Source organism: Pedococcus sp. P2_D7, from assembly GCF_056404295.1.
In genome coordinates, this window is sequence record NZ_JBFUEH010000001.1 from 233,615 (window position 1) to 251,250 (window position 17,636).

20 protein-coding genes and 1 tRNA gene are annotated in these 17,636 nt (G+C 71.6%); 16 read left to right on the forward strand and 5 right to left on the reverse strand.

What is annotated here, in order from left to right; genetic code table 11:
* The first annotated feature begins 2 nt into the window (after positions 1-2).
* The 4 genes from AC1DWJ_RS01110 (at position 3) to AC1DWJ_RS01125 (ending at position 2,497) form a co-directional block, all read left to right on the forward strand.
* Positions 3-1,028: a chorismate-binding protein gene (locus AC1DWJ_RS01110; protein WP_457256709.1), complete on the forward strand. Its 1,026-nt coding sequence runs from the start codon at positions 3-5 to the stop codon at positions 1,026-1,028.
* On the forward strand, positions 1,025-1,870 hold the full coding sequence (locus tag AC1DWJ_RS01115) for an aminotransferase class IV (protein ID WP_457256707.1): 846 nt from the start codon (positions 1,025-1,027) through the stop codon (positions 1,868-1,870). Before AC1DWJ_RS01110 ends, AC1DWJ_RS01115 begins: the two co-directional genes overlap by 4 nt.
* Positions 1,867-2,322: a TIGR02611 family protein gene (locus AC1DWJ_RS01120; protein WP_457256706.1), complete on the forward strand. Its 456-nt coding sequence runs from the start codon at positions 1,867-1,869 to the stop codon at positions 2,320-2,322. Before AC1DWJ_RS01115 ends, AC1DWJ_RS01120 begins: the two co-directional genes overlap by 4 nt.
* Before the next feature lie 98 nt (positions 2,323-2,420).
* Positions 2,421-2,497: transfer RNA gene (locus AC1DWJ_RS01125), tRNA-Val, on the forward strand.
* 82 nt (positions 2,498-2,579) lie between these two features.
* Here AC1DWJ_RS01125 and AC1DWJ_RS01130 read toward each other — a convergent pair.
* Positions 2,580-3,068 carry a hypothetical protein gene (locus AC1DWJ_RS01130; protein WP_477619794.1) on the reverse strand — a complete coding sequence of 163 codons (489 nt, stop codon included), beginning with the start codon at positions 3,066-3,068 and terminating at the stop codon, positions 2,580-2,582.
* Positions 3,069-3,488: 420 nt separating this feature from the next.
* On the opposite strand from AC1DWJ_RS01130, the gene AC1DWJ_RS01135 reads away from it, so the two are divergent.
* The 7 genes from AC1DWJ_RS01135 to AC1DWJ_RS01165 all read left to right on the forward strand — a co-directional run bounded on the left by AC1DWJ_RS01135 (position 3,489) and on the right by AC1DWJ_RS01165 (position 8,010).
* On the forward strand, positions 3,489-3,656 hold the full coding sequence (locus AC1DWJ_RS01135) for a Flp family type IVb pilin (protein WP_457256701.1): 168 nt from the start codon (positions 3,489-3,491) through the stop codon (positions 3,654-3,656).
* A 33-nt stretch (positions 3,657-3,689) separates the two neighbouring features.
* Positions 3,690-4,442, forward strand: a complete 753-nt coding sequence (locus AC1DWJ_RS01140) for a dienelactone hydrolase family protein (protein WP_477619795.1) — start codon at positions 3,690-3,692, stop codon at positions 4,440-4,442.
* A 1-nt stretch (position 4,443) separates the two neighbouring features.
* Positions 4,444-4,704: a DUF6295 family protein gene (locus AC1DWJ_RS01145; protein ID WP_457256699.1), complete on the forward strand. Its 261-nt coding sequence runs from the start codon at positions 4,444-4,446 to the stop codon at positions 4,702-4,704.
* Between the two features lie 2 nt (positions 4,705-4,706).
* Complete coding sequence (locus tag AC1DWJ_RS01150; protein ID WP_457256698.1) at positions 4,707-5,069, forward strand: hypothetical protein; 363 nt, start codon at positions 4,707-4,709, stop codon at positions 5,067-5,069.
* Positions 5,070-5,174: 105 nt separating this feature from the next.
* The gene (locus AC1DWJ_RS01155; protein WP_457256697.1) at positions 5,175-6,557 is read left to right on the forward strand and encodes an FAD-binding oxidoreductase; all 1,383 of its coding nucleotides are present in this window, start codon (positions 5,175-5,177) and stop codon (positions 6,555-6,557) included.
* Complete coding sequence (locus AC1DWJ_RS01160; RefSeq protein ID WP_457256695.1) at positions 6,554-7,873, forward strand: class I SAM-dependent methyltransferase; 1,320 nt, start codon at positions 6,554-6,556, stop codon at positions 7,871-7,873. Before AC1DWJ_RS01155 ends, AC1DWJ_RS01160 begins: the two co-directional genes overlap by 4 nt.
* Positions 7,873-8,010 (forward strand): hypothetical protein, encoded by a 138-nt coding sequence (locus AC1DWJ_RS01165; protein WP_477619796.1) that lies wholly within the window; start codon positions 7,873-7,875, stop codon positions 8,008-8,010. Before AC1DWJ_RS01160 ends, AC1DWJ_RS01165 begins: the two co-directional genes overlap by 1 nt.
* A gap of 18 nt (positions 8,011-8,028) precedes the next feature.
* Here the strand turns inward: AC1DWJ_RS01165 and AC1DWJ_RS01170 are convergent, their stop codons facing one another.
* Complete coding sequence (locus AC1DWJ_RS01170; RefSeq protein WP_477619797.1) at positions 8,029-9,945, reverse strand: acyl-CoA dehydrogenase family protein; 1,917 nt, start codon at positions 9,943-9,945, stop codon at positions 8,029-8,031.
* A gap of 54 nt (positions 9,946-9,999) precedes the next feature.
* Positions 10,000-10,674: a TetR family transcriptional regulator gene (locus AC1DWJ_RS01175; protein WP_477619798.1), complete on the reverse strand. Its 675-nt coding sequence runs from the start codon at positions 10,672-10,674 to the stop codon at positions 10,000-10,002.
* Between the two features lie 89 nt (positions 10,675-10,763).
* Between AC1DWJ_RS01175 and AC1DWJ_RS01180 the strand changes: the two genes are divergently transcribed.
* Genes AC1DWJ_RS01180 through AC1DWJ_RS01195 form a run of 4 tightly spaced genes read left to right on the forward strand, consistent with a single transcriptional unit; the run spans position 10,764 to position 15,561 of the window.
* Positions 10,764-12,107 carry an acetyl-CoA C-acetyltransferase gene (locus AC1DWJ_RS01180; RefSeq protein WP_477619799.1) on the forward strand — a complete coding sequence of 448 codons (1,344 nt, stop codon included), beginning with the start codon at positions 10,764-10,766 and terminating at the stop codon, positions 12,105-12,107.
* Positions 12,107-13,450, forward strand: a complete 1,344-nt coding sequence (locus AC1DWJ_RS01185) for a 3-oxoacyl-ACP reductase (protein WP_477619800.1) — start codon at positions 12,107-12,109, stop codon at positions 13,448-13,450. The genes AC1DWJ_RS01180 and AC1DWJ_RS01185 overlap by 1 nt, the downstream gene beginning before the upstream one ends.
* Position 13,451: 1 nt before the next feature.
* Complete coding sequence (locus AC1DWJ_RS01190; protein WP_457256687.1) at positions 13,452-14,309, forward strand: MaoC family dehydratase; 858 nt, start codon at positions 13,452-13,454, stop codon at positions 14,307-14,309.
* Between the two features lie 31 nt (positions 14,310-14,340).
* Positions 14,341-15,561, forward strand: a complete 1,221-nt coding sequence (locus AC1DWJ_RS01195) for an FUSC family protein (protein WP_457256685.1) — start codon at positions 14,341-14,343, stop codon at positions 15,559-15,561.
* 19 nt (positions 15,562-15,580) lie between these two features.
* Here AC1DWJ_RS01195 and AC1DWJ_RS01200 read toward each other — a convergent pair whose 3' ends face one another.
* Positions 15,581-16,087, reverse strand: coding sequence for a GNAT family N-acetyltransferase (locus AC1DWJ_RS01200; RefSeq protein ID WP_457256683.1), 507 nt, complete (start codon positions 16,085-16,087; stop codon positions 15,581-15,583).
* A gap of 2 nt (positions 16,088-16,089) precedes the next feature.
* Positions 16,090-16,746, reverse strand: a complete 657-nt coding sequence (locus AC1DWJ_RS01205; protein WP_457256682.1) for an NAD(P)H-binding protein — start codon at positions 16,744-16,746, stop codon at positions 16,090-16,092.
* 72 nt (positions 16,747-16,818) lie between these two features.
* Here AC1DWJ_RS01205 and AC1DWJ_RS01210 point away from each other — a divergent pair, with 72 nt between their 5' ends.
* Complete coding sequence (locus tag AC1DWJ_RS01210; protein ID WP_457256681.1) at positions 16,819-17,520, forward strand: GOLPH3/VPS74 family protein; 702 nt, start codon at positions 16,819-16,821, stop codon at positions 17,518-17,520.
* Positions 17,521-17,636 lie beyond the last annotated feature (116 nt).

The window sequence follows — 17,636 nt, forward strand, 5'->3', positions numbered from 1 at the left end:
TCGTGGAGGCGGCGACGGGGCACGCGAGGTTCGGCTCGGTCCTGGCCACCCGACCCGTCGAGGTCCGCCACGACCTCGACTCCCTCGAGAGTGGCTTCTGGGCCGTCGTCGCCGAGTTCGAGGGGGAGGTCACGGCCGTCCGCTTCGCGGAGGTGGACCGGCTGGCGCCCACCGGACCGCCGACGCCCTGGACGCCGCTGGAGGGCGAGTGGCGCACGAGCCTGGACCACGCGGCATACCTCGCGGGAGTGGGCGAGATCCGCGATCGGATCGCGGCGGGCACCGTCTACCAGGTGAACCTCTGTCGCGTGCTCTCGCACGAGCTGCCCGAGGAGGCCGACCTCGACGGGCTGGCCAGCCTGCTCGAGCGGGGCAACCCGGCACCGCACGCTGGACGGGTGGTGGTGCCGTCCGCGGGACTCGACGTCGTGTGCGCCAGCCCTGAGGCGTTCCTCCTGCGGGACGGCGACCGCCTCGAGTCGCGCCCCATCAAGGGGACAGCCACGAGCCTCGACGCGATGCTGCCCAAGGACTACGCGGAGAACGTCATGATCGTCGACCTCGTGCGCAACGACCTGTCACACGTCTGCCGCGAGGGGACCGTGCAAGTGGACCACCTGTGTCGCCCCGAGGAGCACCCCGGGCTGGTGCACCTCGTGTCCGCCGTCTCGGGCCGGCTCCGCCCCGGCGTCGGCTGGGGCGAGGTGCTGCCGGCGACCTTCCCCCCGGGCTCGGTCTCCGGCGCGCCCAAGCACACCGCCCTGCAGGCCATCGTCGACCTCGAGCCGACCGCCCGCGGTCCGTACTGCGGCGCGATCGGCTGGGTCGACGCCGACCGCGGGACGGCGGAGCTCGCCGTCGGCATCCGCTCGTTCTGGGCGCAGAGGGACGGCGACGGGCAGCGGTGGCTGCGGTTCGGCACCGGCGCGGGGATCACGTGGGGGTCCGACCCCGAGCAGGAATGGGTGGAGACTCAGGTGAAATCCCGACGTCTCGTGGGGCTGGCGTCTGGGAAGGTGGAGGCATGAGCAACGAGCCACGGGTGTGGGTCAACGGTCGGCTGACCGCGGTCGACGAACCATCGATCACGGCACTCGACCACGGGGTGACGGTGGGCGACGGCGCGTTCGAGACGGCCAAGATCGACCGCGGCCAGGTGTTCGCCGCGACCCGGCACGCGCGTCGGCTCGACCGCACCCTGGCCGGGCTCGGACTCCCGGCCGCCGACCACGACTACATCGCCGAGGGCGCCAAGGCCGTCCTCGGCGCGGGCGAGCAGATCGAGTTCGGCCGGCTGCGCTACTCGGTGACCGGCGGGGCCGGCCCCCTCGGGTCCGACCGCGACGACAGCCCGCTCACCTACATCGTCACCGCGGGCGCCCAGCCCCGCCCGCCGCAGAGCGCCTCGGTCGCCGTCGTCCCCTGGACGCGCAACGAGCGGTCCGCCGTGGCGGGCCTGAAGACCACCTCGTATGCCGAGAACGTCGTCGCGCTCGCGTACGCCAAGGAGCGCGGGGCCATCGAGGCAGTGTTCGCCAACACGCGTGGCGAGCTGTGCGAGTGCACCGGGTCCAACATCTTCGTGGTCGTGGGTGGGGCGATCCTCACCCCGCCGCTCGACTCGGGCTGCCTGGCCGGGATCACGCGTGAGGTGACCATCGAGTGGTGCCGCGAGGACGGGCTCGAGGTGCGCGAGGAGGCCCTGCCCCTGGACGTCCTGCGCGAGGCCGACGAGGTCTTCATCACCAGCAGCACCAAGGACGTGCTGGCCATCCACGGCGTCGACGACCGCGCCCTGGAGCCGGGACCGGTCACGGCGCGCGCTGCATCGGTGTTCGCGCGGCTGTGCGTCGAGCGGATGGACCCGTGAGCGAGCGTCCGGGCGTCGCCGTGCCTGACGTGGACGACGACCCACAGGAACACGTCGAGGAGGACTGGGCCTGGCGCCGGCGGCTGCGCGCGAACCCGCACAGCCGCCGCGTCTACCGCGTGGTTGTGGCGCTCGTCGGACTGGCCATCGTGGGCGGCGGGCTGGCGCTCATCCCGCTTCCGGGGCCTGGCTGGGTGATCGTCTTCGTCGGTCTGCGGATCTGGGCCTCGGAGTTCGCGTGGGCCCGGCGGCTCTTCGACTTCGCCGAGGACAAGGTGCGGGCGTGGGGCGAATGGCTGGCCCCGAAGCCACTGTGGTTCAAGGGTGTGGTCGGCCTCGTGACGCTGGCGCTGGTGCTGGCGATCTTCTACGGGCTGTTCCTGCTGTCAGGCGTTCCCGGCTTCTTCCCCGACGCCATCGAGGACCGGATCAAGGACCTGCCGGGGCTCTGAGCCGGGTCAGCCACCGGGCGCGGGCCGATTTCACCTCGTGCGCCACATCCGGCTATTCTTCGGCAGGCCCGAACGTCACCTGGTGTGACGAGGGCGCTGGACGTGTAGCTCAGTTGGTTAGAGCGTTCGCTTCACACGCGAGAGGCCATGGGTTCGAGTCCCTTCACGTCCACCAGCCAGACAGCCCCTCACCTGCGAACCATGCAGGCGAGGGGCTGTTTCGCTTCCCGGCTCTCTAACGGCGGGTTGGAGAGGGCTCAGGAGATCTGGCAGGTCTGGACCCAGAACGTCTTGTACTTGGTGTCGGCGCCGATCGAGCCGGGTGCCTTCACCGTGAGCTTGACGTGGAAGCCCTGCTGCGGGTGGGCCATGTAGGACAGGAGGTAAGGGGAGAGGTTGTAGGTCTCCTGGGCGTCGACGTCGGTGCCGCCGCCGGCGTCGTCCTCGCCGATGAAGATCTTGTCCTTCTCGAGCAGGACGTCGCGCCCGGTGGGGGGCTGGGCCTCGAAGGTGACCGTGGCGTTGAGGTTTCCCTTGTCGAAGCCGTAGAAGTCGACCTGGAACACGCAGCCGACGTGTGGCTGGTTGTCCGGGGCCTCGTCGAACGGCATGCCGTCGATCTTGATCGTTCCGTTGTCGCCGGCGGGGCTGCCACCGGCGGAGGCCATGCTGATCGGGACCAGCAGGGCAGTGGCGCTCGCGAGCCCCACCAAGAGGGTGCGACCGCGTCCAGCTCGAATGACCATGTCCGCGCTCCTTGGCCAAGGACCCTCGGCTGCCGGCTGCATCCGCGTGGTCCAAGGCCCGCCAAGGTAGGCCCACGGCCGGAGCCGCCACATCGCCCAAGCGACCTACGCCGTTTGCGTTCGGCCTCGACCTTTTGTATCCGCTCGGGTGGTGGACGACCCCCGTGGGATGGCGGTCTATCCTGACCGTCCGGCCGGTCGCCCGGCCCTCCAGGGCCACGGGCGCTGGCCGGACCAGCGCAGCGGCATCCACCGCAGGGCTCTACCGGCCAACAGAGGGCTCCACCTGCCAACAGGGGCAACGGGCCGCGAGTGCGCGAAAGCGCCCGGACGACCTCCCTCACCGGGACGAGGGTTCCCGTCGTGGGTTCTGTCACTCTCCATCCATCAGCCACCACCACGTCAGGATGGAAGAGCCTCATGTCCAAGCACATCACCAAGCTCCGGGCCCTCATGACCGACCGCGGCGCCACCGCCGTCGAGTACGGCCTGATGGTCGCCCTCATCGCACTCGTCATCATCGTTGCTGTCGCCTTGCTGGGTACCAACCTCTCGACCATCTTCAACAACGGCGCCACCAGCATCTGAGGCGGGTAGCGCCGCGGGCATAGCATCCGAGGCGTGAGCGACTCCCTCAGCGCGACCACTGTCTTCCTCACCGCCTCCGACGGCGCGGAGGTCGAGGCGTACCTCGCCCGTCCCGACGGCGAGCACACCCGCGGCGGCGTCGTGGTCATCCACCACATGCCGGGCTACGACCGCGCCACCAAGGAGATGGTGCGCCGGTTCGCCGAGCTCGGCTACGACGCGATCTGCCCCGACCTCTACAGCCGTGAGGCACCGGGAGCCGAGCCGTCCGACGCCGCGGCCACCGCTCGAGCCCAGGGCGGCGTGCCCGACGACCGGCTCGTCGACGACGTTGGTGCTGCCGCGGCATACCTGCGCGCGCTGCCGACCAGCAACGGCTCGGTCGGCGTGATCGGCCACTGCTCCGGCGGCCGGCAGGCCGTCCTCGCCGCGTGCCACCTCGACCTCGACGCGGTCGCGGACTGCTACGGGGCGTTCGTCACGGGGGAGCCGCCGCAGGGCTACCCGCTCAAGGTCACCAACCTCGTCGACCAGCTCCCGTCCCTGGGCGCACCCCTGCTCGGCCTGTTCGGGATCGAGGACAAGACACCCAGCCCCGACCACGTGGCCGACCTCGACCGACGGCTGGGTGCGCTCGAGAAGCCCCACGAGTTCCACTCCTACGACGCGGCCGGACACGGCTTCTTCGCCACCGACCGCCCGAGCTACCGGGTGACGGCGGCGAACGATGGCTGGGAGCGAGTCGCCGCGTTCTTCGCGACCCACCTCGACGGACGGGAGAGCTGACATGTGCACCTACGCCACGGTCGCCGAACAGGTCGACGGCAGCGCCAAGGGCCCCGGCGGCCAGTGGTTCCACGTCACCGACGCGACGGTCTACTACGACCACCCGGTCCACGCGATGGCCGAGCACACCCTCAACATCGACCTCGCCGACCCCACCCGCGGACCCGGTGCCCGCGTGGCCGTCGAGCTGACCCGCGACTCGGCCGCCCGACTCGTCCGCGTGATCGAGGAAGCCCTCGCCTCCGCCCCGGAAGGCGTCTGACCGTGGCCGAGGTGACCGAGCTGCACGTCTACCCGGTGAGCGGCGAGCCCGGCCGTGACCTGGCGGAGGCCGCCGTCGACGCCGCGGGCCTGGCCGGCGACCGGCGCAAGAAGGCGGCGGTCCACGTCGTGGCTGCCGCCGACGTCGCGCCCGACACCCGGGCCAACCTCGTGGTGTCCCTGACGTCCACCGAGCTGGCCGCCGCCATCGGCGGGGTGCTCGTCACCGGGGGTGTCGAGCTCGACGTCACCGGCACCGCCCGCGACTGCCCAGGGGTGTATGCGGCGGTGCGTCACCCGGGCATCGTGCGCGTGGGGGACGAGGTGACCGCAGTCGTTCCCGACGGCGTTGTCGATGAAGGCTGAAGGTCCCCCGGCGACCGGTTGTCGGCAACCCACGTGACGACTGTCGGCACGGCGGCATAAGGTCGGAGTGTGCCGGACTTCGTCTCCGCTGGGACTGGGCGGATCGTGAAGGCTCCCACGGACGCTCGTGCGCGCCACGACGTCGCCGTGGGTCGTCTTGCTGCGAGCTACGCGGCGATCCCGCTCGATGCGCCGGTGCGGCTCGCCAAGAAGACCTCCAACCTCTTCCGGGCTCGCGCGCGCACCGACGCGCCCGGTCTCGACGTCGCCCTGCTCGACCAGGTGATCGCGGTCGACACCGAGGCCCGCACTGCCGACGTGCAGGGCATGTGCACCTACGAGCACCTCGTCGAGGCGACCCTGCCGCACGGCCTCGCGCCGCTCGTGGTGCCCCAGCTCAAGACCATCACGCTGGGAGGTGCCGTCACCGGACTCGGCATCGAGTCGACGTCGTTCCGCAGCGGTCTGCCCCACGAGTCGGTGCTGGAGATGGACATCCTCACCGGAGCCGGCGAGATCGTCACGGCCCGGCCGGAGGGGGAGCACGCCGACCTCTTCCACGGGTTCCCCAACTCCTACGGCACGCTCGGCTACGCCACCCGGCTCCGGATCGCGCTCGAGCCCGTCGACCCCTTCGTCGCCCTGCGCCACGTCCGGTTCCACGACGTCGAGTCCCTCGTCGCCGTCATGGCTCGGATCTGCGACACGGGGGAGCACGAGGGGGAGCGGGTGGACTACCTCGACGGGGTGGTCTTCTCCGCGACCGAGTCCTACCTCACCCTCGGCAGGCAGACCGCCCAGCCCGGACCGGTGAGCGACTACACCGGCCAGCAGGTCTACTACCGCTCGATCCAGCACGACTCGCCGCTGCCCAAGGTCGACCGGCTCACGATCCACGACTACCTCTGGCGCTGGGACACCGACTGGTTCTGGTGCAGTCGGGCGTTCGGCGCCCAGAGCCCTCGCGTGCGACGGCTCTGGCCGCGTCGCTACCGCCGGAGCTCGTTCTACTGGAAGCTCATCGCGCTCGACCACCGGTTCGACGTCGCCGACCGGCTGGAGGCGCGCAAGGGCCGCCCGCCGCGGGAGCGCGTGGTGCAGGACATCGAGGTGCCGCTGGGGCGGACCGCCGAGTTCGTCCACTGGTTCCTGCGTGAGATCCCCATCGAGCCGATCTGGCTCTGCCCCGTGCGCAGCAAGGACCGGTGGCCGCTCTACCCCCTGAAGCCGGGCGAGACCTACGTCAACGTCGGCTTCTGGTCCAGCGTGCCCCGCGACCCGGCCGAGCCCGAGGGTGCGGCCAACCGGCTCATCGAGGAGCAGGTCACCGCCCTCGCCGGGCACAAGTCGCTCTACTCCGACGCCTACTACGACGAAGCCCAGTTCTGGCGCCTCTACGGCGGCGACACCTACGCCGACCTCAAGCGCCGATACGACCCGAAGTCCCGACTGCTTGACCTCTACTCCAAGGCGGTGCAACGCAAGTGACGATTCTCAGGACCAACCGGACCGACCCCCAGCACAGCACTCCGGGCCCCGAAAAGCTGTCGATGGCCGAGATCCTCGACGCCGTCACGGCCGACGGCCTGCCCTTGCGGTTCACCGCGTTCGACGGTTCGGCGACCGGCCCTGAGGACGCCACCTACGGTCTCGACCTCAAGTCACCGCGGGGGGCGAGCTACCTCGCCACCGCACCGGGCGACCTGGGCATGGCGCGCGCCTACATCGCCGGAGACCTCGACCTCACCGGGGTCCACCCCGGCGACCCCTACGAGCTCCTCGACGCGATGGGCGACCTGCACTTCCGGATGCCGCCACCCAAGACCGCCGCTGCCATTGCCCGCTCGCTCGGTGTCGAGCTGCTCAAGCCCCCGCCGCCGCCTCCTCAGGAGGCCCTGCCGCGGTGGCGCCGGGTCGCGGAGGGCCTGCGGCACAGCAGGACCCGCGACGCCGAGGCGATCCACCACCACTACGACGTGTCCAACACGTTCTACGAGTACGTCCTCGGTCCGTCGATGACCTACACCTGCGCGTGCTACCCCCACGCCGACGCCACCCTCGAGGAGGCGCAGGAGAACAAGTACCGGCTCGTCTTCGACAAGCTCCGGCTCAAGGAGGGCGACCGGCTGCTCGACATCGGGTGCGGCTGGGGCGGGATGGTCCGGTATGCCGCCCGGCGGGGCGTCCACGTGATCGGGGCCACCCTGTCGGCCGAGCAGGCGAGCTGGGCGCAGGAGGCGATCCGCCGCGAGGGCCTGCAGGACCTGGCCGAGGTGCGCCACAGCGACTACCGCGACATCCGCGAGACGGGCTTCGACGCCATCTCCTCGATCGGGCTGACCGAGCACATCGGGGTGCGCAACTACGCGGCCTACTTCGGGTTCGTCAAGGACCACCTGCGCACCGGCGGGATGCTGCTCAACCACTGCATCACCCGTCCTGACAACAAGCGCACCTCCACCGGGGCGTTCATCGACCGCTACGTGTTCCCCGACGGCGAGCTGACCGGCTCGGGCACGATCATCGCGGCCGCCCAGGACGCCGGTCTCGAGGTCCGTCACGAGGAGAACCTGCGCGAGCACTACGCCCGCACCCTGGCCGGCTGGTGCGCCAACCTGCGCGACAACTGGGACGCCTGCGTCGACGAGGTGGGCGAGGCGACGGCCCGCGTCTGGGGCCTCTACATGGCCGGCTCGCGGGTGGGCTTCGAGCGCAACATCGTGCAGCTCCACCAGGTGCTGGCCGTCAAGCTCGACGACCGGGGCCAGGCCGACCTGCCCCTGCGACCGTGGTGGAACGGTTAGTGGAGCAACGACTCTCGCTCGTCACCCTCGGTGTGTCTGACCTCGCCCGGGCCGAGCGCTTCTATGCCGCCCTGGGCTGGGAGCGCGGCAACGACGACGACGAGGTCGCCTTCTTCTGCACCCTGCTGCGCGGCTGACGACGCGGCATACCTCCCTCAGTCGAGTGGGGCGAGCAGCTCGGTGCCGAGCCACGCCTTCGGGATCCCGAACGCGTCGACCAGCTCCTGGGCGTGTGGCCGCAACGCCGCGCACAGGTCGTTGACCGCGGCCGTGACCTGCTTGCTGCGCGCCGGGGTGATCCGGTCGTGCTCGAGGAACCAGCCCTTGTCGGCCTCGATGCTGCTCAGCGCATAGAGGTCGCACACCCGCGCGAGCGTCTGCGCGGCTGAGGGGTCGTCACACCGGTCAATGGCCGCGACGAACGACTCGAGGATGGTGCGGTCGACGTGCGCTCGCGCCGCCTCGATGACGTGGTCCTGGGCGTCGTTGAAGACGTCGAAGGAATCGGCGCCGGGCTTGCCGGCCTTGCGCAGTCGCAGGGCCAGGGTCTCGAGCAGGTGCTTCTCGCGGTCCTCGAAGAGGTCGAGCTGCCAGCCGCGGTCGGTCGGGCCCTTCTCGCTGTCCCGACCGGGTGCGGAGTCGATGAGGCGCTGGATGAGTCCCCGCGCGGAGGTGCGCTCGATGACGGCACCCGCGAACTGCCTGGCTCCGAACCGCACCATGCCCAACGTGTCGAGGTCGCCGAAGGCGTCGCGGTAGTCGGTGAGCAGGCCCTTGGCGACCAGCTGCAGCAGCACGGTGTTGTCGCCCTCGAAGGTGGTGAAGACATCGGTGTCGGCCTTGAGGGCGGGCAGCCGGTTGACCGCGAGGTAGCCGGCCCCACCGCACGCCTCGCGACACATCTGGATCGTCGCGGTCGCGTGGGCCGTCGCGACGGCCTTGGTGCCGGCCGCCCGTGCCTCGAGCTCGCGCTGGTCGTGCTCCGGGGCCGCCTCGCCGGCCGACTGCACGTCGTGCATGAGCCCGACCAGCTCGTTCTGGGCGAACTGCAGCGCGTAGGACTTGGCGAGGGCGGGCAGCAGCTTGCGCTGGTGGGCCCGATAGTCGAGCAGGATCACCTCGTCGGTGCCGCCGGGGGGCGCGAACTGACGGCGGTGACCGGCGTACGTCACGGCGAGGGTGAGGGCGGTGCGGGTGGCCGCGCCGGCCCCACCGGCCACGCTGATCCGACCGCGCACCAGGGTGCCCAGCATGGTGAAGAACCGGCGGGTCTGGTTCTCGATGGGCGACGTGTAGGTGCCGTGCTCGTCGATGTCGCCGTAGCGGTTGAGCAGGTTGGTCCGCGGCACGCGCACGTGGTCGAACGACAGGCGGCCGTTGTCCACGCCGGGCAGCCCGGCCTTGGCGCCGCAGTCGCCGATCGTCACGCCAGGCATCGTGGCGCCGGACTCGTCGCGGATCGGCACGAGGACGCAGTGGACGCCGTGGCTCTCGCCCCCGGTGACCAGCTGGGCGAAGACGGCCGCCATCCGCCCGTCGCGCGCGGCGCCGCCGATGTAGTCCTTGCGGGCGCGCAGGTCGGGGGTGTGGACGACGAGCTCGTCGGTGGCCGGGTCGTAGGTGGCGGTGGTGCCGAGCGACTGGACGTCGGAGCCGTGCCCGGTCTCCGTCATCGCGAAGCAGCCCGGCAGCGTGGCGTCGATGATCGACGGGAGGTATGCCGTGTGGTGGCGTTCGGTGCCGAGGTTCGCCACGGCCCCTCCGAACAGCCCCCAGTGCACCCCGGCCTTGACCATGAGCGACAGGTCGGCGTGGCCGAGCAGCTCGAAGGCGGTCACCGAACCGCCGAGGTCACCGTTGCCGCCCATGGCCTTGGGGAAGCCGCGCTTGGCGTGGCCGGTGGCCGCCAGCGCCTGCACCTGGTCGGCGATCCGGGCCCGGTAGGACTCCAGGTCGAGCGGCTCGGTCGGAGGGGCGAACCGCTCGGGGTCGAGGTCAGTCCTGGCCTCGTCGCGGATCGCGGCCCAGCGACCGTCGAGGGTCTTCTGGAGGGCGGTGGCGAGGGTGGTCATGGAGGTCTCCTGGGTCTGTGCTTCTCAGGTCAGTGCTGCTCTGGGCTTCTCAGGTCAGGGGGTCTCGTCGGGCCAGGCTGCCGAGAGCCCGCCCCAGGCGAGGTCGGTGAGGTGCTCGGTCAGCTCGGCTCGGCTGATCGCGTCGGTGTCGCCGAGCCACTGGTCGGCGGCCGCCCGCACCATCCCCACGAGCCCGGCTCCCCACACCGTCGCTGGTGCGGTGTCACGACCCGCGCGAGCCAGCGCCTCGGTGAGGACCAGCGACATCTGCGCCGCAATGTGTCCCGTCACCGGCGCCGCAGGATCCCCGGACGGCTGGTCCAGCAGGGGGGCGGTCACGACGAACCGGTAGACCTCCGGGTCCTTCTCCACGAGCGTGAGGTAGGCGTCGATGGCCCCGGCGATCAGCCCCCTCGGGGTCGAGTCCCCGCTCGTGAGGTCGTCACCCGCCGCGCCGGTCGCCTGCCCGAGGTTGTGCAGGATCAGGGCGTCCACGCTCGCCGACACAGCGGCATACAGGCCCTGCCGGTCGGTGAAGTGACGGTAGATGACGGTCTTCGAGGTGCCGGCCACGGCGGCGATGTCGTCCATCCCCACGCCCGCTCCGTGCTGGCGGATCGCCCGCAGGGTCGCGTCGACCAGCTCGCGGCGGCGAGCCGCCCGGTGCTGGTCCCACCGGGTGCTGCGGCCGTCGGGAGCCGGGATCGCCGGCTGCGTGGTCGTGGTCACAAGGCTGGACAGTAGCAGGTACTAGGTGTACCTGCTACTGTCCGTATCAGTTACCTGTCCCACAGTCCGACCCACCCCAGGAGCACCTCGTGGCCACCTCAGCGCCAGCCCGCACAGCGTCGTCCCGGACCTCCGGCCAACCCCGCCGGGCCGCCGTCATCGGCGGCAACCGGATCCCCTTCGCGCGGCAGAACGCCGCCTACGCGAAGGCCTCCAACCAGGACATGCTGACGGCGGCCATCGAAGGCCTCGTGGCTCGGCACGGTCTGGCGGGGGAGCAGGTGGGGGAGGTCGCCGCCGGTGCTGTGCTCAAGCACGCGCGCGACTTCAACCTGACCCGCGAGTCGGTGCTGGGGTCGAGCCTGTCAGCCCGCACCCCTGCCTACGACGTGCAGCAGGCCTGCGGCACCGGTCTGGAGGCGGCCATCCTCGTGGGCAACAAGATCGCGCTCGGGCAGATCGAGTCCGGCATCGCCGGGGGCGCTGACAGCGCCTCCGACGCCCCGATCGCCGTCAACGAGGGCCTGCGCGAGACGCTCCTCACGCTCAACCGCGCGAAGACGCCGGGGCAGCGCGCGAAGGCGCTCACGGGACTGCGCCCCAGCCAGCTGGTGCCAGAGGTCCCGCGCAACGTCGAGCCTCGGACGGGCCTGTCCATGGGCGAGCACATGGCCCAGACCGCCAAGCAGTGGGGCATCAGCCGGGAAGCCCAGGACGAGATCGCGGCCAGCTCCCACCAGCACCTCGCCGCCGCCTACGAGCGCGGCTTCTTCGACGACCTCATGACGCCGTTCCTCGGGCAGGCGCGCGACCAGAACCTGCGCGCCGACTCCACGGTCGAGAAGCTCGCGACCCTGAAGCCGGTGTTCGGGCTGAACCTGGGTGATGGCATGAGCGAGGGCGCGACCATGACTGCTGGCAACTCGACGCCGCTCACCGACGGGGCCTCCGCCGTGCTGCTCGGGTCCGACGAGTGGGCGAAGGAGCGCGGGCTGCCCGTGCTCGCGCACCTCGTCGACGCCCAGACCGCCGCAGTCGACTACGTGACCGGCCACGAGGGCCTGCTCATGGCTCCGGCCTATGCCCTGCCTCACCTGCTGGCCCGCCAGGGGATGAAGCTGCAGGACTTCGACCTCGTCGAGATCCACGAGGCCTTCGCCGCCACCGTGCTCACCACGCTGGCCGCGTGGGAGAGCGAGGAGTTCTGCCGCGACCGGCTGGGCCTCGACGCGCCGATCGGAGCGCTCGACCGCGACCGGCTCAACGTCAACGGGTCGTCGCTCGCGGCCGGCCACCCGTTCGCCGCGACGGGGGGCCGCATCGTCGCCTCCCTCGCGAAGATGTTGCACGAGAAGGGATCTGGCGCGCGTGGCCTGATCTCGATCTGCGCCGCCGGTGGCCAGGGTGTCATGGCGATCCTCGAGGCCGCCTGATGGCGGGCACCTACGCGGGCATCGTCAACAGCCCGGTCGGCAAGAAGCTGGCGACCCAGCTCGGGCTGCCCCGTCCCGGCAGGTTGCGCCGGTATGCCGTGGGCGAGCCGCTCGTCGACGGCGCAGTCCTCGTCGGCGGGCTCGGCACGGCACCGGTGGCAGCCCGCGTGCGCACTCTGCTGGAGCGTGAGGGCGTCGACGCGGTCGACGGGCTGTCCGACGGTGACCGGGTCGCGGGCGTCGTCGCCGACCTCACCGAGGCGGCTGAGCCCAGCGACCTCGACGCACTCCGAGCCCTCGTGGCGCCGGCCCTCAAGGGTCTGCGTCCGAGCGGTCGGGTCATCGTGGTGGGCCGAGAGCCCAGCAGTGCCAATGGTTTCGCGCAGGCGGCGACGAGACGCGCCCTCGAGGGCATCACCCGGTCCATCGGCAAGGAGCTGCGGGCCGGAGCCACCGCAAACCTCGTCCTCGTCGGTGACGGCGCGGAGGCCAACGCCGACGCGGCGGTGCGTTTCCTGCTGTCGGGCCGCGCGGCATACGTCGACGGGCAGGTCGTGCGCGTGGGACCGGGCACGCCCACGGAGCCCGCGAACTGGGCCACGCCGTTGGCCGGCAAGGTGGCGGTCGTCACCGGCGCCGCCCGGGGGATCGGTGCCTCGATCGCCGACGTGCTCGCCCGCGACGGTGCCACCGTCGTCTGTGTCGACATCCCTGCGGCCGGCGACTCCTTGGCCCGCACCGCCAATCGCGTCGGAGGCACGGCGCTCCAGCTCGACGTCACCGCCGCAGACGCGGGGCCACGGATCCTCGAGCACGCCATCGCGCGGCACGGCGGGCTCGACATCGTCGTGCACAACGCCGGCATCACCCGGGACAAGCTGCTCGCCAACATGGACGAGGCCCGCTGGTCGTCGGTGCTCGACGTCAACCTCGGTTCGATCCTGCGGATGAACGAGGTGCTCCTCGCCGAGGGAGGGGTCCGCGACGGTGGGCACGTGGTCCTCGTGTCGTCGATCGCCGGGATCGCGGGCAACCGCGGGCAGACCAACTACGGAGCGTCCAAGGCCGGGGTGATCGGGCTGGTCGACGCGTTGTCGGCAGACGAGGGCCTGCGGGCTCGGGGCATCACGGTCAACGCGGTGGCGCCGGGGTTCATCGAGACCGAGATGACCGCCAAGGTCCCGTTCGCGACCCGCGAGGTCGGTCGCCTGCTCAACTCCCTCAACCAGGGCGGCCTGCCGGTGGACGTCGCCGAGACGATCGCCTGGTTCAGCCAGGACGCCAACGCCGGCGTGAGCGGCAACGTCGTGCGGGTCTGTGGCCAGAGCCTGCTGGGGGCATGAGATGGCAGTCCGCACGCTGAGCGAGTTACCTTCGCTGGCACCGCTGTTCGCGAGGGCGGCGCTGACCCAGCGGGGCCGCAGCGGCGACCTCCCGGACACGGCGCTACGCCGCGAGGGCGTCGTCGTCGACCGTGACCACCTGCTCCGCTACGAACGGGTCTGCGGGTTCGGCGGCAGCGACGTGCTGCCACACACCTACCCCCATGTGCTGGGGTTCCCCCTGCAGGTGGCGTTGATGGCCGACCGGTCGTTCCCGCTGCCCTTGCCGGGGCTGGTCCACCTGGAGAACCAGATCACCGTGCACCGCCGGCTCAGCGCCGACGACAGGCTCGACCTGACGGTCCACGCGGAGGACCTGCGCGCGCATCCGAAGGGGCAGCTGGTCGACCTGGTCACCGAGGTGGACGTCGACGGCGAACGCGTCTGGGATGGTCGCAGCACCTACCTCCGGCGCGGCCCCGGGCACCACGACGCCGAGCGCGGCAGGCAGGCGCCCCCGCTGCCCGACGGCCCGCCCGCGGGCATCGTCCGCGTCCCCGAGGGACAGGGCCGGGCGTATGCCGCCGTGGCCGGCGACGTGAACCCGATCCACCTGTATGCCCTCACCGCCAAGGCGATGGGCTTCCCGCGTGCGATCGCCCACGGGATGTGGACGGCCGCCCGCACGCTGGCCGCCCTCGGCCGGAGCACCGCGGAGCCGAGTGGGTCGCACGTGTGGTTCGCCAAGCCCGTCCTGCTGCCCAGCACCGTCGAGCTGGTCGTGGACGACACCGGACCGGGCACGGTGGCGGGCCTACGGTCTGCCAAGGAGCCGACGACCACGCACCTGACGCTCGTGTTCGACCGGGCGGCGCACTGAGTCCGGGCCGGGTGCCTTTAGGGTCTCCACCATGGAGCGCTCACCCGACGGGCCGCAGCCGCCGTCACGGCTCGGTGCGCTGCGCGACTCGGCGCGCAGGGCGGTCCGCGCCGTCGGTGAGGTGGTGCGCCATGCCGGGCCGGAGCGCGACGCCGCCCTCCTGATGGGCAAGGCGGCCCTGGCCACCGTCCTGGCCTGGCAGTTCGCCGTGCGGGTCCTGCACAGCCCGGCCCCCTTCTACGCACCGATGGCAGCCCTGCTCGTGGTGGATCGCACGATGGTGCGCTCCCTCTTCGCCAGCGCCCAGCGACTGGTGGCGGTCATGGTCGGCATGAGCGCGGCCTGGCTGGTCGGGTCCACCCTCGGCGTGCACTGGTGGAGCATGCTGCCCGTCATGGCGCTCGCCCTGCTCGTCGGTCGGTGGCGCCGGCTGGGCGACCACGGCATCCAGGTGCCCACCATGGTGCTGCTGTCCCTCATCACGGTCGGTGGCACCGACATGGAGTTCACCTACCTCACCATCGTGGAGACGCTGGCGGGCGGTGTGATCGGTGTGCTCACCAACGCGGTCGTGGTGGCGCCCCTCCACATCCAGCAGCCGCGCGACCAGATCCGCGCGTTGACCCGACAGGTGTGCCTGCTGCTCAACGACATCGCCGCGGGGATGCGCGAGGGCTGGGACGGTGACATGGCGCGCGCCTGGTACGACACCAGCACCGACCTCCTGCGGTCGGCCCCCACCATCCACACGGCGATCGAGACCGGCAAGGAGAGCACCCGGTTCAACCCCCGCGACGACGTGCGTCGGATGGAGGTCGACTGGGCCGGCTACGCGGAGACGGTCGAGGCGATCAGACGGGGACAGTGGCAGGTGAGCGGGATCGCCCGGACCCTGGTCGACGCCACCGACGACGACGCGGGCCAGCCGACACCCACCCAGCGCTTCCTCGAGAGCTATGCCGACGCGCTGGACCAGATCGCCGGCGCCCTGAGCCACTTCGGTCTGGAGGGCCAGGATGAGGAGGCGGTGGTTCGCGACTACCTGCGCTCCGCCGAGGAGGTCATCACCGAGCTCGAGACGGTGGTCCGCACCACCGAGCTCGAGGACGCGCGGGCCTGGCCCGCCTACGGCGCCATGCTGCTCGACGCGCGGCGCCTGATCCGAGAGCTGGCTATGCACACGCGGACCGCGGTCATGCCCACGGACAGTGGACCGATCCGCAAACCCCCGAGGCGCATCGTCGGTCGCTGACCCGGGATGCGGCGTGGCGTCAGCGGCCGTCGAGGCGCTTGGCGAAGTAGCGGGACAGGTCGGAGTCGGCGTAGTGCCCGAACCGGATCGTGGGCTGGTAGCCCTGCGCCTCGTAGAGCGCGATCGCCTCGGGCTGCATGGTGCCGGTCTCGAGCGCCAGCACCTCCACACCAGCCTGCCGGGCAGAGTCCTCGAGGGCGGCCAGGAGCCGTCGCGCCAGCCCCTGACGACGCAGCATGGGGGAGACGAACATCCGCTTCACCTCGGCACACCGGCCGCCGATCGCGGCATCGAGCTCGGGCCGCAACCGCCAGCCACCCATCGCCACCGGCGAGGAGCCGACGAGTCCCAGCACGAACCGCCCCCGCGGCTCGTCGAACTCGGTCGGGTCGACGGGGGAGTCGTCGGGTCCGCCGTAGATCTGGACGTAGTAGTCCTGCACCTCGGTGACGAGGGCCTGCACGCGTGGGTCGGTGAAGCCCACCTGCTGCACGGACCACGCCGGGGCAGGGTCGGGTGTCCGCACGGTCACGAGCCCAGGGCCGCCACAGCCTGGGCGACCGGCACCTTGCCCGACACGAGGTCGACGGTGCGGCCTGCGCCCACCCCGGTGACGAGCAGCTCGGCCAGCACCGCCGCGACGTCGCGACGGGTGACCGATCCTCGGTCGAGGCGCTCGCCGAGGGCAACCCGACCCGTGCGCTCGTCGTCCGTGAGCCGTCCGGGGCGCAGCACCGTCCACTCGAGCCCAGCGCGGCCGCGGAGGTCGTCGTCAGCTGCGCCCTTGGCCCGCAGGTACACCTGGAACACGTCGTCGCTGTCGGGGTCGGCGCCCTCCGTGCCCATCGCCGACACCATGAGGTAGCGGGTCACCCCGGCCTGCTCGGCGGCGTCGGCCAGCAGGGCGGCGGCCGCCCGGTCCACGGTCTCCTTGCGGCCCGCGCCGCTGCCCGGGCCGGCCCCGGCGGCGAAGACCACCGCGTCCGCACCTGCGACGGCAGCGGCCAGCTGGTCGACAGTGGCCTCCTCGAGGTCGACCACGACACCGCGAGCGCCCTGCTTGGCGAGGTCGGCGAGGTGGTCGGGGTTGCGCACCAGCCCCACGGGTTCGTGACCGGCATCGGCCAGGAACCGTTCGAGGTGCAGGGCGATCTGGCCGTGGCCTCCGGCGATGACGACGATCATGGGGCCTGTCTACCACCACGTTGTGTGCCCCAGGGCACTGTCGAGCGCGCGTGCGCTGCCTACAGTGACGACATGACGCGACGCCCACTCACCGCGGAGTTCCTGCTCCTCGCCCTGGGTGACGAGGACGGGAGGCCCCGGATCGACAGCACCAGGCTCAAGGCCGCAGTCGCTGGTTCGGCGATCGTCGACCTGGCGCTCGACGGCGCCTTGCGCCTGACCGAAGCCGGCGACCCCGAGCACAAGGCCGGCCGGCTGGTCCGTACGAACCGCCACGTCTCCGACCCGCTGCTGGCCGAGGTGGCGCGCCTGTCCCACGACCGCAAGCCGAAGGACGCAGTCGGCCGGATCGGCGGCGTGAACGCGTGGAAGGACCGGGCCGGGACCCTCAAGGACGCGGTGCTGTCCGACCTCGTGGCCCAAGGGGTGCTGAGACGCGAGCGGGGCAGGGTGCTGGGGCTGTTCCCGACGACGTCGTGGCCGTTGGCCGACCCGACTGTCGAGCGCGAGGTGCTGGCCCGGGTGCGGGCCACGGTGGTGGGTGGGGTCGAGCCCGACGAGCGGACCGGTGCCCTGGTGGCGCTGCTGCACTCGGTCGACCTGCTGCCCAAGCTGTTCCCCGACCAGCCCAAGCGCGAGGTGCGGGCCCGCGGCAAGGCGGTCGCCGACGGCGACTGGGGTGCAGAAGCCGTGCGCAAAGCCGTCCAGGACGTGCAGACCGCCATCACGGCGTCCATCGTCGCCTCGACCGTGGTGGTCAGCGGCGGCAGCTGACCGCCGCGCGTAACTCGCGCGCGAGGGTTGCGAGGCGGCCGATAGCATCGGTATGCCGCCTGCGGGCCTCCGCGCGCGGCATACCGACAGCCCCATCACCACGACCAGCAGGAGAA

Coding starts and splice junctions, on each gene's coding strand:
- AC1DWJ_RS01115 (WP_457256707.1), top strand. CDS start 1,025: ATGAGCAACGAGCCACGGGTGTGGGTCAACGGTCGGCTGACCGCGGTC.
- AC1DWJ_RS01185 (WP_477619800.1), top strand. CDS start 12,107: ATGGCGGGCACCTACGCGGGCATCGTCAACAGCCCGGTCGGCAAGAAG.
- AC1DWJ_RS01170 (WP_477619797.1), bottom strand. CDS start 9,945: ATGACCACCCTCGCCACCGCCCTCCAGAAGACCCTCGACGGTCGCTGG.
- AC1DWJ_RS01135 (WP_457256701.1), top strand. CDS start 3,489: ATGTCCAAGCACATCACCAAGCTCCGGGCCCTCATGACCGACCGCGGC.
- AC1DWJ_RS01210 (WP_457256681.1), top strand. CDS start 16,819: ATGACGCGACGCCCACTCACCGCGGAGTTCCTGCTCCTCGCCCTGGGT.
- AC1DWJ_RS01130 (WP_477619794.1), bottom strand. CDS start 3,068: ATGGTCATTCGAGCTGGACGCGGTCGCACCCTCTTGGTGGGGCTCGCG.
- AC1DWJ_RS01145 (WP_457256699.1), top strand. CDS start 4,444: ATGTGCACCTACGCCACGGTCGCCGAACAGGTCGACGGCAGCGCCAAG.
- AC1DWJ_RS01190 (WP_457256687.1), top strand. CDS start 13,452: ATGGCAGTCCGCACGCTGAGCGAGTTACCTTCGCTGGCACCGCTGTTC.
- AC1DWJ_RS01195 (WP_457256685.1), top strand. CDS start 14,341: ATGGAGCGCTCACCCGACGGGCCGCAGCCGCCGTCACGGCTCGGTGCG.
- AC1DWJ_RS01205 (WP_457256682.1), bottom strand. CDS start 16,746: ATGATCGTCGTCATCGCCGGAGGCCACGGCCAGATCGCCCTGCACCTC.